The sequence below is a fragment of the Mesorhizobium sp. WSM4809 genome (assembly GCF_055811655.1).
On record NZ_JBVVQW010000004.1, the window covers coordinates 207,608 to 219,884 of the forward strand.

The following is a 12,277-nucleotide window of genomic DNA, read 5'->3' on the forward strand; positions in this document are numbered from 1 at the left end:
CTACTCCGCCGCCTGCAAAGACGCGATGCGCCGGCTCTGCTTGGCTTGCTCGTCATAGTCGCGCTGCCATTCCGACGGCCCGTTGGAGGCGCCGACCTGCACCGCCGTCACCTTGTATTCCGGACAATTGGTCGCCCAGTCGGAGAAGTCGGTGGTGATGACGTTGGCCTGCGTGTCCGGATGATGGAACGTCGTGTAGACCACGCCGGGCGACACCCGGTCGGTGATCAGCGCGCGCAGCGTCGTCTCGCCCGATCGGCTGGTCAGCCGGACCCAGTCGCCGTCGCGCAAACCGCGGTTCTCGGCATCGTGCGGATGGATCTCCAGCCGGTCCTCCGAGTGCCACATGCTGTTGTCGGTGCGCCTGGTCTGCGCGCCGACATTGTACTGCGACAGGATGCGGCCGGTGGTGAGCAGCAGCGGAAAGCGCGGCCCCGTCCTTTCGTCCGTCGCCACATATTCGGTGCGGATGAACTTGCCCTTGCCGCGCACGAACGCATCGATGTGCATGATCGGGGTACCGAGCGGCGCCTTCTCGTTGCAGGGCCATTGCACGGATCCGACACGGTCGAGCAACTCGAAGGAGACGCCGGCGAAGCTCGGCGTGGTCATCGCGATCTCGTCCATGATCTCGGAGGGGTGCTGATAATTCCAGTCCAGCCCGATCGCGCGGGCAAGCTCCTGCGTCGCCTCCCAATCGGCGTAGCGCGCCTTCGGCTCAAGAACCTTGCGCACCATGTTGATGCGGCGCTCGGCGTTGGTGAAGGTGCCGTCCTTCTCCAGGAAAGTCGAGCCCGGCAGGAAGACATGCGCGTAGTTCGCCGTCTCGTTGAGGAAGAGGTCATGCACGACGACGCATTCCATCGCGGCAAGGCCGGCGGCGACATGCTTGGTGTCGGGATCGGACTGCAGAATGTCCTCGCCCTGGATGTAGATGCCCTTGAAGCTGCCGTCGACGGCGGCGTCGAGCATGTTGGGGATGCGCAGGCCGGGTTCGTCGTCCAGCTTCACGCCCCACAAGGTCTCATAGATATCGCGCACGGCTTCGCCGGAGATGTGGCGATAGCCCGGCAGTTCGTGCGGGAAGGAGCCCATGTCGCAGGAGCCCTGCACGTTGTTCTGGCCGCGCAGTGGGTTCACGCCGACGCCGGGCCGGCCGATATTGCCGGTGGCCATGGCGAGATTGGCGATTGCCATCACAGTGGTCGAGCCCTGGCTGTGTTCCGTCACGCCGAGGCCGTAATAGATCGCGCCGTTGCCGCCGGTGGCGTAGAGCCGCGCAGCGCCCCGGATCAGCTCTGGATCGACGCCGGACAATTTGCCGACGGTTTCGGGGCTGTTTTCCGGCAAGGCTACGAACGATGCCCAATCCTGGAACTCCGTCCAGTCGCAGCGTTCGCGGATGAAGGCTTCGTCGAACAGGCCCTCGGTGACGATCACATGCGCCAGCGCCGTCAGCACGGCCACATTGGTGCCGGGCTTCAGCGGCAGGTGATAATCCGCTTCGATATGGGCCGACTTGACCATCTCGGTGCGGCGCGGATCGAGCACGATCAGCTTGGCGCCCTGGCGCAGCCGCTTCTTCAGCCGCGAGGCGAACACCGGGTGAGCGGAAGCCGGATTGGCGCCGATGATGACGGCGACGTCGGTGAAGTCGACGGAATCGAAATCCTGCGTGCCGGCCGAGGTGCCATAGGTCTGGCCGAGCCCGTAGCCCGTCGGCGAATGGCAGACGCGTGCGCAGGTGTCGACATTGTTGTTGCGGAAACCCTGCCGCACCATCTTCTGGACGAGATAGGTTTCCTCGTTGGTGCAGCGCGACGAGGTGATGCCACCGATCGCGGTGCGTCCGTACTGGTACTGGATGCGGCGGAATTCTTTCGCTGTATGGGAGATCGCCTCTTGCCAGCTCACTTCGCGCCACGGGTCGGTGACCTTTTCGCGGATCATCGGCGACAGGATGCGGTCCTTGTGGGTGGCGTAGCCATAGGCGAAACGGCCCTTGACGCAGGAATGGCCGTGGTTCGCCTTCCCCTCCTTATAGGGCATCATGCGAACGACTTCGTCACCCTTCACCTCGGCCTTGAACGAGCAGCCGACGCCGCAATAGGCGCAGGTGGTAACAGCCGAGCGCTCCGGCAGGCCCTTGGCAAGCACCGTCTTCTCGCGCAGCGCATCGGTCGGACAGGCCTGCACGCAGGCGCCGCAGGACACGCATTCCGAATCGATGAACGCCTCGTGCATCCCCGCCGAAACCCGGGATTCGAAGCCTCGTCCCTCGATGGTCAGCGCGAAGGTGCCCTGCACCTCTTCGCAGGCCCGCACGCAGCGCGAGCAGACGATGCATTGCGAGGCATCATAGGTGAAATAGGGGTTGGATTCATCGCGGGCGATGTAGTCGACCGCCAGCGAGCCATGGCCGGGCGCCACGCCACCTTCCGGCTTGACGTGGTTGCGGCCTTCGATGCCGTAGCGGTTCTCGGTCAGGCCGATCGACTTCGCCACCGCATCGAACTCACTCGCGCCGGTTCCGGCCTGTTCGTTCCAGCCGGTCGGATGATCGGAGACGTAGAGCTCCATGACGCCGCGGCGAATGGCATCGAGCCGCTCGGTCTGCGTGCGCACGATCATGCCTTCGCCGACGGGCGTCGTGCACGATGCCGGCGTGCCGCCGCGTCCTTCGATCTCGACAAGGCAGACACGGCACGAACCGAAGGAGTCCAGCATGTCGGTGGCGCAAAGCTTCGGGATCTCGACCCCGCCTTCCATCGCGGCACGCATGATCGAGGTGCCTGCCGGCACGGTGATGCTGCGACCGTCGACGTTCAGCGTGACCTGCTTCTGCGCCTTCGATTGCGGGGTTCCGTAGTCGATCTCTTCGACGAGGGAGGGGAAGTCGGCCTTGATGTTCATCTGCCAGTTCCTATTCGGCAGCCACGCGCACGGGCGCTGGCTTGAAGTCGTCGGGGAAATGGGTAATCGAGCTCATCACGGGATAGGGCGTGAAGCCGCCCAGCGCGCAGAGCGAACCGAACTTCATCGTGTTGCAGAGGTCGGTGACCAGAGCGAGGTTCTTCTCCGGCTCGATGCCCGCGACTATTCTGTCGATGGTCTCGACCCCGCGCGTCGAGCCGATGCGGCAGGGCGTGCACTTGCCGCAGCTTTCGATGGCGCAGAACTCCATGGCAAAGCGCGCCTGTTTCAGCATATCGGCGGTGTCGTCGAACACCACGATGCCGGCATGGCCGATCAGCCCGTCCTTTGCCGCGAAGGCTTCATAATCGAACGGCGTGTCGAACAGCGCGCGCGGGAAGTAGGCGCCGAGCGGCCCGCCGACCTGCACCGCCTTGACCGGTCGCCCCGTGGCCGTACCGCCGCCGATATCGTCGATGATTTCGCCTAGCGTCATACCGAAAGCGGCTTCGAACAGGCCGGCATATTTGACGTTGCCGGCGATCTGGATCGGGATCGTGCCGCGCGAACGGCCCATGCCGAAATCCTTGTAGAAGGCCGCACCCTTGTCCATGATGATGGGCACAGAGGCTAGGCTGATGACGTTGTTGATCACCGTCGGCTTGCCGAACAGCCCCTTATGCGCCGGCAGCGGCGGCTTTGCGCGCACCATGCCGCGCTTGCCCTCAAGCGAATCGAGCAGCGCCGTCTCCTCCCCGCAGACATAAGCGCCGGCGCCGACCCGGATCTCCATGTCGAAAGCGTAGGGCGAACCCAGCACGCTGGCGCCAAGAACGCCGGCCTTGCGGGCGACCTCGACGGCCTTGTTCATCACCGCCACCGCATGCGGATATTCCGAGCGGACATAGACAAAGCCCTTGGTCGCGCCCGTGGCTATACCGGCGATCGTCATGCCTTCGATCAGCACGAACGGATCGCCCTCCATGATCATGCGGTCGGCGAAGGTGCCTGAATCGCCTTCGTCGGCGTTGCAGACGATGTATTTGCGGTCGCCTGCGGTATCGAGCACCGTTTTCCACTTGATGCCGGTCGGGAAGCCGGCGCCGCCGCGCCCGCGCAGGCCCGATTCGGTAACCTGGGCGACGATGTCGGCAGGCGTCAGTGCCAGCGCGTTCGTCAGTCCGTTCAACCCGCCATGCTTCTTGTAGGATTCGAGGGACAGCGGATCCGTGACGCCGCAGCGCGCGAAGGTCAGCCGCGTCTGCTTGGCCAGGAAGGGGATCTTGTCCGGCGTGCCCAGCCAGCGCTTGTGGTGGCCGCCGGTGAGGAAGCCGCCGTCGAACAGGCTTTTGACGTCGGACGGCTTGACCGGCCCATAGGCGACGCGGCCGTTCGCTGTCGCAACTTCGACCATTGGTTCGAGGAAATAGGCGCCGCGCGACCCGTTGCGCACGATCTTGGCTTCGATGCCGCGCTCGGCGAGTTCGCCGGCGATCGCCTTGGCGACCTTTTCGGCGCCAAGCGCCAGCGCACCGGAATCGCCGGGAATGTAGATACGCGGGATCATGAGCGCACCTCTGCAACGATCTCGTCGAGCTTCTCGTCATCGAGCCGCCCGATCACCTCGCCATCCAGCATTGCGGCGGGCGAACAGGCGCACAGGCCGAGACAATAGACCGGCTCCAGCGTCACCGAACCGTCGCGGGTCGTCTCATGGAAGCCGATGCCCAGCAATTGCTTCAGCTTGGCGGCGATGGCGTCCGAACCCATCGACTGGCAGGATTCCGCCTGGCAGAGCTTCAGCACATGCCGGCCTGCCGGGTGGCTGCGGTAATCATGATAGAAGCTGACGACGCCGTGCACCTCGGCCCTGGAAATGTTCAGCGCCTCGGCGATGACCGGCAGCGCATCCTTGGGCACATGGCCGAACTCTTCCTGGATGCCGTGGAGGATCGGCAGCAACGGGCCTTCGAGGCCCTTCATCTCCTGGATGATCGCGGCCGTGCGCGACGTGATCTCGGTACTTGCAGGCTGCATTGTCATGCAGCGCCCTCCCTATCGTAGCGACCCATACATATCGGCCAGAAGCATCAAGCTGTTTTGGAACAACGACATGCGCGTGCCGCTTTATCGCTAAGTGCTTAAGAAACCAGAGAAAACCTCTGAAATCAATAAAGCGGTTTCGTTGCACGATAGAAATTTTCTATCGCTCCGTTCGGCTAACTCTGTCTAGCGGAACGGTTGGCGTGGAAATCGTCCGCCAGCGCCATTGCCTCGTCCAGCAGCGCCGAGACCAAAGGTGTGTGCGGTTCGCGCGGTGTCGCCACCAGGCCGACCGTGTGGCTGGCGTCTGGCTCGACGATCGGAATGGCCCGGATCGGCTCGGAAAAACCGAATGTTTCCGCAAGGTTGAGCGGCATGATCGACGACCATTTGCCGGTGCGGATGTGCGAAAACAGCACGATCATCGAATTGGATTCCAGCGTCGGCCGCACCTGCACGCCGGCTTCGGCCAGATGCTGATCGATGATGCGGCGGTTCTGCATGTCTGGCGTCAACAGGCATAGCGGCAGGCTTGAGAGCTCCGCCCATGTCACTTTGTCGCGGTCGGAATAGGGATTTCCCATCGCGGTGATCAATTGATAGCGCTCGTCATAGAGCGGCACGCTGGTCACCCGCCCCAGCGGCTCGTTGTCGAGATAGGTGATGCCGGCATCGATGTCGAAATTGCCGAGCAGCGACAGCACCTCGATCGAGGTCCGCGACAGCACCGAAAAGGTGACGCCTGGATGCTTTTCGCGAAACGGCGTCGTCAGCCGCGGCAGCATGGCGAGCGCCGTCGGAATGGCGGCGATGCGGATACGGCCCGAAAGTCCGTGGCGCGCCGCGCGCATTTCCTCGCGCATGGTCCTGGTGTCGCCGACGATGCGGCGTGCCCACACCAGCACCTGTTTTCCCTCCGGCGTCAGCCCCTGGAAGCGTGAGCCGCGCAGGACCAGCATGACGCCAAGCTGGCCCTCCAACTGCTTGATGCCGGCCGAGAGCGTCGGCTGGGTGACGCCGCATACCTCCGCCGCCCGGCCGAAATGCTCCTCCCTGGCGAGCGCGATGAAGAATTCCAGCTTGTCGATCATGCGATCTTTCCGGTGGTTCGCTGCAAGGTCGGGGAAATCGCGCCTCACCGCAAGCGCGATGCACAATTGCCCTGCATCCACACCTTTAAGCCGGCTACCTGTTTCCCGCGGCGCGATGCGGCGCTATGTGGATGAAACTGGGAGATCGACCATGCTGGGCTGGTTCCGCAAGCTTCTGCCGCGCGAAGATCGCTTCTTCGACCTGTTCGAACGACATTCGCGCACCGTGGTCGGCGGCGCCGAGGCGCTGGAGCAGCTTCTCCAGGGCAGGGATATCGACCTCTGGTGCCAGAAAATCGTCGATCTCGAAGATGAGGCCGACCACATCACCGCGGAAGTCCTGCTGGCGGTGCGGCGCTCCTTCATCACGCCTTTCGATCGCGGCGACATCAAGGACCTGATCCAGTCGATGGATGATGCCATCGACATGATGCACAAGACGGTCAAGACGGTGAAGCTGTTCGAGCGCAAGGAATTCGATCCGCTGATGCAGGAAATGGGTGGCGTCATCGTCGCCGCCGCCAAGCTGGTGGCCGAGGCGATCCCGCTGCTCAACAAGGTCGCGACGCACACGGTGCGCCTCAACGCCATCGCCGAAGAGGTGATGCGCGTCGAAAGCCGGGCCGACGACCTGCACGAGCAAGGGCTGAAGGATCTCTTCAGGAAGCACGGCAGCAGCGATCCGATGGCGTACATGATCGGCAGCGAGATTTATGGCCAACTGGAAAAAGTGGTCGACCGCTTCGAGGACGTCGCCAACGAGATCAGCGGCATCGTGATTGAGAATGTCTAGGTGATGGAAGCCACCATTGCCTTTCCCGTGCTGGTCGGCCTCGTCGCCGTCGCACTGTTCTTCGACTTTCTCAACGGCCTGCACGATGCCGCCAATTCCATCGCCACTATCGTTTCCACCAGGGTGCTGCGGCCGCAATATGCGGTGCTGTGGGCGGCATTCTTCAATTTCATCGCCTTCATGTTCTTTGGCCTCCACGTTGCCGAGACCATAGGCAAAGGTATCATCGACGTCAGCATCGTCACCCCGGCAGTGATCTTTGCAGCCCTCGTCGGCGCCATCGTCTGGAACATCGTCACCTGGATCGCCGGCATCCCTTCGAGCAGCTCGCATGCGCTGATCGGCGGCTTGGTCGGCGCCGGTGTGGCAAAGGCAGGCGTGGGCGCCATCGTCTGGACAGGGCTTGGCAAGACGGTTGCGGCAATCGTCCTGTCGCCGGCGACCGGCTTTATCCTGGCGCTCGTCCTGATTTTCGCCGTCTCGTGGCTCTTCGTGCGCCAGACGCCGTTTGCGGTCGACAGCACCTTCCGCGTCATGCAGTTCTTTTCCGCCTCGCTCTATTCACTCGGGCACGGCGGCAATGACGCCCAGAAGACCATGGGCATCATTGCCGTGCTGCTCTATTCGCAAGGCATGCTCGGCACGACTTTCCATGTACCGCTCTGGGTCGTCCTCACCTGCCAGTCGGCATTGGCGCTCGGCACCTTGTTCGGTGGCTGGCGCATCGTCCACACCATGGGCTCGAAGATCACCCGGCTGAACCCGATGCAGGGTTTTTGCGCCGAGACCGGCGGGGCGATCACGCTGTTTGCGGCGACCTGGCTCGGCATTCCCGTATCGACCACGCACACCATCACCGGCGCCATCATCGGCGTCGGCGCCGCACGCCGCGTCTCGGCCGTACGCTGGGGCATTGCCGGCAACATCGTCATTGCCTGGATCGTCACCTTGCCGGCCACCGCTTTGATTTCGGCGCTCACCTACCTGGCGGTTGGCCTGGCGAGGTGACGTAAAGAAATCTACCTGTCCACAAGGTTCAGGATGTTGCCGTCCGGGTCCTTGAACCAGGCGACCTTCATTCCGTAACCGACGTGGAGATCGCCCTCCAGCGTCAAGCCCGGCATCTGATAGTGCTCGAAGGCGACGCCCTTCGACTTCAGTTCCTTGACGATGTTGCCGATCTCGTCGCCAACCATCCAGGTTACCGCTGTCGCCTTGTTGGTTCCGGCAAATTGAGAATGATAGACGTTGAGGGTGGTATCGCCGCTTTTGTAGACGATCAGTTCGCCGCCCTCATCGTGCACCTGTTTCAGGCCAAGCGTTCCCTCATAGAAAGCCTTGGCTTTCGCGAGATCCTTCACCGCGAGATTGGCCGTTGCATTGCTGTTTGCGAGCATGATGGTCTCCTTTCCTGGTTGTCGACCCCGTGCTGGTCACCGAAATAGGTCGCCGCGATCGTTTGACGACTGTCGCTCGACCTGATTGTTGGCCGCATCGGCGCTCGATTATCTGGAAGACGTTTGGCGCGGATGAAATCCGACAGGACCCGCCGCTTTTCCAGACACGCCAAGGCAGCCATTGCTCCACGGCTTGGTTCTGTCCGGAAACTGCATTATCTCAGGTGCAAGCTGCATCTCAGGCGCAAGCTGCGTAAGGAAAAACTGCCATGTCCGTCACCAAGGAAATCGTCACCGAGCGTCTGAAGACGGTCAACGGGCCGGATTTCACCGGCAACATCGTCGACCTCGGCATGGTTTCGGAGATTTTCATCGCCGACGGGAAGGTCTTCTTCTCGATTACCGTTCCCGCCGCTCGTGCCCAGGAAATGGAGCCGCTGCGCGCCGCCGCCGAGCGCGTCGTCAAGGCAATCCCCGGGGTCGCCGGCGCGGTCGTCGCGCTGACGGCCGAGAAGAAGGGCGGCGGCATGGAGGCGCCGGTTCCGTCGCGCGCCGCACCCAGGCCCGTTCCGCCGGCTGCGCCCGCTGCCGCCGCGCCGCGTGCGGCTCCGCACGCGCCCGCCTCGCACAGTTCGGGCAAACGTGGCGTGCCCGGTATCGAGGCGATCATTGCCGTTGCTTCCGGCAAGGGCGGCGTCGGCAAGTCGACCACCGCCGTCAACATCGCGCTCGGCCTCGCCGCCAACGGCCTGCGCGTCGGCGTGCTGGATGCCGACATCTACGGACCGTCCATGCCCAGGCTGCTCAACATCCACGGCCGGCCGCAGACCGTCGACGGCAAGATCCTGAAACCGATGGAGAATTACGGCCTGAAGGTAATGTCGATGGGTTTCCTCGTCGACGAGGAAACGCCGATGATCTGGCGCGGCCCGATGGTGATGTCGGCGCTGACGCAGATGCTGCGCGAGGTCGAATGGGGCCGTCTCGACGTGCTCGTCGTCGACATGCCGCCCGGCACTGGCGACGCGCAGTTGACCATGGCCCAGCAGGTGCCGCTGGCTGGTGCTGTCATCGTCTCGACGCCACAGGACCTGGCCCTGATCGACGCGCGAAAAGGCCTCAACATGTTCAAGAAGGTCGACGTCCCGTTGCTCGGCATCGTCGAGAACATGAGCTATTTCATCGCCCCGGACACCGGCAAGCGCTACGACATCTTTGGCCATGGCGGCGCCCGCCGCGAGGCCGAGCGCCTCGGCGTCACCTTCCTCGGTGAGGTGCCGCTCGAAATGGGCATTCGCGAGAGCTCGGATGCCGGCACGCCGGTTGTCGTCTCCAAGCCCGATGGCCCCGAAGCGAAAATCTACCGCGACATCGCCTCGAAGGTCTGGGACCGGGTCAACGAAGAGCGTGGTGCGGCTGCTGCTGCCGTGCCGAGTATTGTGTTTGAATAGCAGGCGCCGCCGTGCTGCAGCCTAGGCCGCGCCGACCTTCTCGCCAAAGCTGGAAAAAAACTGTCCAGCCAGTTTCTTCGAGGTCGATTCGATCAGGCGGCTGCCAAGCTGTGCGATCTTGCCCCCGACATCGGCCTTGGCCGCGTAGTTCAATATCGTGGCGTCGGGTCCATCCGCCGTCAGCGTCACGTCGGCGCCCCCCTTGGCGAAGCCTGCAATGCCGCCCTTGCCTTCGCCCTGGATGGTGTAGGAGTGCGGCGGCTTCAGGTTCTTCAGCGTCACTTCGCCGTTGAACGTCGCCTTGATCGGTCCGATCTTCACCACCACGGTTGCCGCCATCTCGGTCGGCGACTTCATCTCCAGGCTCTGGCACCCGGGAATGGTCGCCTTCAAGACCTCGGGATCGTTCAGCGCTTCCCACACTTTTTGCAGCGGTGCGGCAATGCGCTCCTCGCCTTCGATCACCAAAGCCATGAAAACCTCCCGGACAAGACTGCCCGAACCCGTAACGCACGGCTCGGTGCGTGTCTATCGCACCAAAGTCCGGTTGCGACCGCACGCCCTCTTGCCTGCTCCCGCGCGTTGCCATATCGATTTGTCTTACAAATACGGAGACCATGATGGCAGGCGCCCCCACCCATAAGAAAAAATTTCGCTCGCAGGAGTGGTTCGACAATCCCGACAATCCGGGCATGACGGCGCTCTATCTCGAGCGTTATCTCAATTACGGCCTGACGCGCGCCGAACTGATGTCCGGCAAGCCGCTGATCGGCATCGCCCAGACCGGCTCGGATCTGTCGCCTTGCAACCGTCACCATATCGAACTCGCCAAGCGTGTGCGCGAAGGCATCGTCTCGATGGGCGGCATTCCTTTCGAATTCCCCTGCCATCCGATCCAGGAGACCGGCAAGCGCCCGACCGCGGCACTTGACCGCAACCTTGCCTATCTCAGCCTTGTCGAAGTGCTCTACGGCTATCCGCTCGATGGCGTCGTGCTGACCATCGGTTGCGACAAGACGACGCCGGCCCTGCTGATGGCGGCGGCCACCGTCAACATCCCGGCGATCGCCTTGTCGGTCGGGCCGATGCTCAATGGCTGGCACAAGGGCAAGCGCACCGGCTCAGGCACCATCGTCTGGGAATCACGCCAGCGCCTGTCGGCCGGCGAAATCGATTATGACGAGTTCATGGACATCGTCGCCTCGTCGGCGCCGTCCACCGGCTATTGCAACACCATGGGCACCGCCACCACGATGAACTCGCTGGCCGAGGCGCTTGGCATGCAGTTGCCGGGCTCGGCTGCTATTCCCGCGCCCTACCGCGAGCGCGGCCAGATTTCCTATGAGACCGGAAAACGCATCGTCGAGATGGTGCATGAGGATCTGAAGCCGTCCGACATCATGACGAGAGAGGCTTTCGAGAACGCCATCGTCGTCAATTCGGCCATTGGCGGCTCGACCAACGCGCCTATCCATCTCAACGCCATCGCCCGTCACCTTGGGGTCAAGCTCGACAATGACGACTGGCAGACGGTCGGCCTCAATGTGCCGCTGCTGGTCAATTTGCAGCCGACGGGCGAATATCTCGGCGAGGACTACCATCATGCCGGCGGCGTGCCGGCGGTCATCGCCGAACTGATGAAGGGCGGGCTGTTGCCGCATCCCGGCGCGCGCACCGTCAACGGCAAGTCGATCGGTGAGAACAGCGAGGGCGTCGCCAACGAAAATCCCGACGTCATCCGCTCTGTCGCCAAGCCGCTGAAGGCCAATGCCGGCTTCATTAATCTTCGGGGCAATCTGTTCGATTCGGCGATCATGAAGACCAGCGGCATCTCGCCGGAATTCCGCGAACGCTATCTCTCCAACCCCAAGGATCCCGAAGCTTTCGAAGGCAACGCCATGGTTTTCGACGGGCCGGAGGATTACCACGCCCGCATCGACGACCCGGCGCAAGGCATTGACGAACACACCATCCTGTTCATGCGGGGCGCCGGCCCGGTCGGCTATCCCGGCGGTGCCGAGGTCGTCAACATGCAGCCGCCGGCCTATCTCATCAAGAAGGGCATCCACGCGCTCGCTTGCATCGGTGACGGCCGCCAGTCGGGCACGTCGGGTTCGCCGTCGATCCTCAACGCCTCGCCGGAAGCCGCGATCGGCGGCGGACTGGCGCTGCTCAAGACGGGCGATCGTGTCCGCATCGACTTGCGCAAGGGTACGGCCGACATCCTCGTCACCGACGACGAGATCACCCGGCGCCGCGCCGAGTTGCAGAACAATGGCGGCTTCCACTATCCCAAGCACCAGACACCCTGGCAGGAGATCCAGCGCGGCATGGTCGCGCAGTTCTCGGAGGGGATGGTGCTGAAGCCGGCGGTGAAATACCAGGATGTCGCGCACACCAGCGGTGTCCCCAGAGACAATCATTGATCTGAATTGACGGATGGCGGCTTGATCAAATCAGGCCGCCATCGGTTTTCCGGTCAGTGTGTTGCATCCCGGCCGGGTAGGTCGAGAACGGTCACCGTCCTTGACAAGCGCGCCCAACAAATCCACCATCATGACAAGGGGTGCATCGCGACGACCCCGTGAG

The 12,277-nt window shown here is 63.1% G+C and carries 10 protein-coding genes; 4 read left to right on the forward strand and 6 right to left on the reverse strand.

Annotated features, from left to right (window positions below; genetic code table 11):
• The 4 genes from fdhF to AC0L24_RS12240 form a co-directional block, all read right to left on the reverse strand.
• Entirely contained in the window at window positions 1-2,913 is a 2,913-nt protein-coding gene (gene fdhF / locus AC0L24_RS12225; protein WP_473563744.1) for a formate dehydrogenase subunit alpha, read from the reverse strand.
• Window positions 2,914-2,923: 10 nt separating this feature from the next.
• On the reverse strand, window positions 2,924-4,480 hold the full coding sequence (locus tag AC0L24_RS12230) for a formate dehydrogenase beta subunit (protein ID WP_128287515.1): 1,557 nt from the start codon (window positions 4,478-4,480) through the stop codon (window positions 2,924-2,926).
• Window positions 4,477-4,956, reverse strand: a complete 480-nt coding sequence (locus AC0L24_RS12235; protein ID WP_023811689.1) for a formate dehydrogenase subunit gamma — start codon at window positions 4,954-4,956, stop codon at window positions 4,477-4,479. Before AC0L24_RS12235 ends, AC0L24_RS12230 begins: the two co-directional genes overlap by 4 nt.
• 176 nt (window positions 4,957-5,132) lie before the next feature.
• The gene (locus AC0L24_RS12240; protein ID WP_127267008.1) at window positions 5,133-6,047 is read right to left on the reverse strand and encodes a LysR family transcriptional regulator; all 915 of its coding nucleotides are present in this window, start codon (window positions 6,045-6,047) and stop codon (window positions 5,133-5,135) included.
• Between the two features lie 151 nt (window positions 6,048-6,198).
• Here AC0L24_RS12240 and AC0L24_RS12245 point away from each other — a divergent pair, with 151 nt between their 5' ends.
• Both AC0L24_RS12245 and AC0L24_RS12250 read left to right on the forward strand, forming a co-directional pair.
• Window positions 6,199-6,840 carry a DUF47 domain-containing protein gene (locus AC0L24_RS12245; protein WP_127267007.1) on the forward strand — a complete coding sequence of 214 codons (642 nt, stop codon included), beginning with the start codon at window positions 6,199-6,201 and terminating at the stop codon, window positions 6,838-6,840.
• A 3-nt stretch (window positions 6,841-6,843) separates the two neighbouring features.
• The gene (locus AC0L24_RS12250) at window positions 6,844-7,848 is read left to right on the forward strand and encodes an anion permease (protein ID WP_473563745.1); all 1,005 of its coding nucleotides are present in this window, start codon (window positions 6,844-6,846) and stop codon (window positions 7,846-7,848) included.
• Window positions 7,849-7,859: 11 nt separating this feature from the next.
• Here AC0L24_RS12250 and AC0L24_RS12255 read toward each other — a convergent pair whose 3' ends face one another.
• Window positions 7,860-8,237 (reverse strand): VOC family protein, encoded by a 378-nt coding sequence (locus AC0L24_RS12255; protein ID WP_027039668.1) that lies wholly within the window; start codon window positions 8,235-8,237, stop codon window positions 7,860-7,862.
• Between the two features lie 269 nt (window positions 8,238-8,506).
• Here AC0L24_RS12255 and AC0L24_RS12260 point away from each other — a divergent pair, with 269 nt between their 5' ends.
• Window positions 8,507-9,688, forward strand: coding sequence for an Mrp/NBP35 family ATP-binding protein (locus AC0L24_RS12260; protein ID WP_473563746.1), 1,182 nt, complete (start codon window positions 8,507-8,509; stop codon window positions 9,686-9,688).
• A gap of 21 nt (window positions 9,689-9,709) precedes the next feature.
• Here AC0L24_RS12260 and AC0L24_RS12265 read toward each other — a convergent pair whose 3' ends face one another.
• On the reverse strand, window positions 9,710-10,162 hold the full coding sequence (locus AC0L24_RS12265; RefSeq protein ID WP_013528005.1) for an SRPBCC family protein: 453 nt from the start codon (window positions 10,160-10,162) through the stop codon (window positions 9,710-9,712).
• Window positions 10,163-10,308: 146 nt separating this feature from the next.
• Between AC0L24_RS12265 and AC0L24_RS12270 the strand changes: the two genes are divergently transcribed.
• Window positions 10,309-12,114, forward strand: coding sequence for an IlvD/Edd family dehydratase (locus AC0L24_RS12270; RefSeq protein WP_023811496.1), 1,806 nt, complete (start codon window positions 10,309-10,311; stop codon window positions 12,112-12,114).
• The last annotated feature ends 163 nt before the right edge of the window (window positions 12,115-12,277 follow it).

Excerpts from the sequence above, each read along its gene's own strand:
- fdhF (WP_473563744.1), bottom strand. The coding sequence starts at position 2,913 with ATGAACATCAAGGCCGACTTCCCCTCCCTCGTCGAAGAGATCGACTAC.
- AC0L24_RS12230 (WP_128287515.1), bottom strand. The coding sequence starts at position 4,480 with ATGATCCCGCGTATCTACATTCCCGGCGATTCCGGTGCGCTGGCGCTT.
- AC0L24_RS12235 (WP_023811689.1), bottom strand. The coding sequence starts at position 4,956 with ATGACAATGCAGCCTGCAAGTACCGAGATCACGTCGCGCACGGCCGCG.
- AC0L24_RS12240 (WP_127267008.1), bottom strand. The coding sequence starts at position 6,047 with ATGATCGACAAGCTGGAATTCTTCATCGCGCTCGCCAGGGAGGAGCAT.
- AC0L24_RS12245 (WP_127267007.1), top strand. The coding sequence starts at position 6,199 with ATGCTGGGCTGGTTCCGCAAGCTTCTGCCGCGCGAAGATCGCTTCTTC.
- AC0L24_RS12250 (WP_473563745.1), top strand. The coding sequence starts at position 6,844 with ATGGAAGCCACCATTGCCTTTCCCGTGCTGGTCGGCCTCGTCGCCGTC.
- AC0L24_RS12255 (WP_027039668.1), bottom strand. The coding sequence starts at position 8,237 with ATGCTCGCAAACAGCAATGCAACGGCCAATCTCGCGGTGAAGGATCTC.
- AC0L24_RS12260 (WP_473563746.1), top strand. The coding sequence starts at position 8,507 with ATGTCCGTCACCAAGGAAATCGTCACCGAGCGTCTGAAGACGGTCAAC.
- AC0L24_RS12265 (WP_013528005.1), bottom strand. The coding sequence starts at position 10,162 with ATGGCTTTGGTGATCGAAGGCGAGGAGCGCATTGCCGCACCGCTGCAA.
- AC0L24_RS12270 (WP_023811496.1), top strand. The coding sequence starts at position 10,309 with ATGGCAGGCGCCCCCACCCATAAGAAAAAATTTCGCTCGCAGGAGTGG.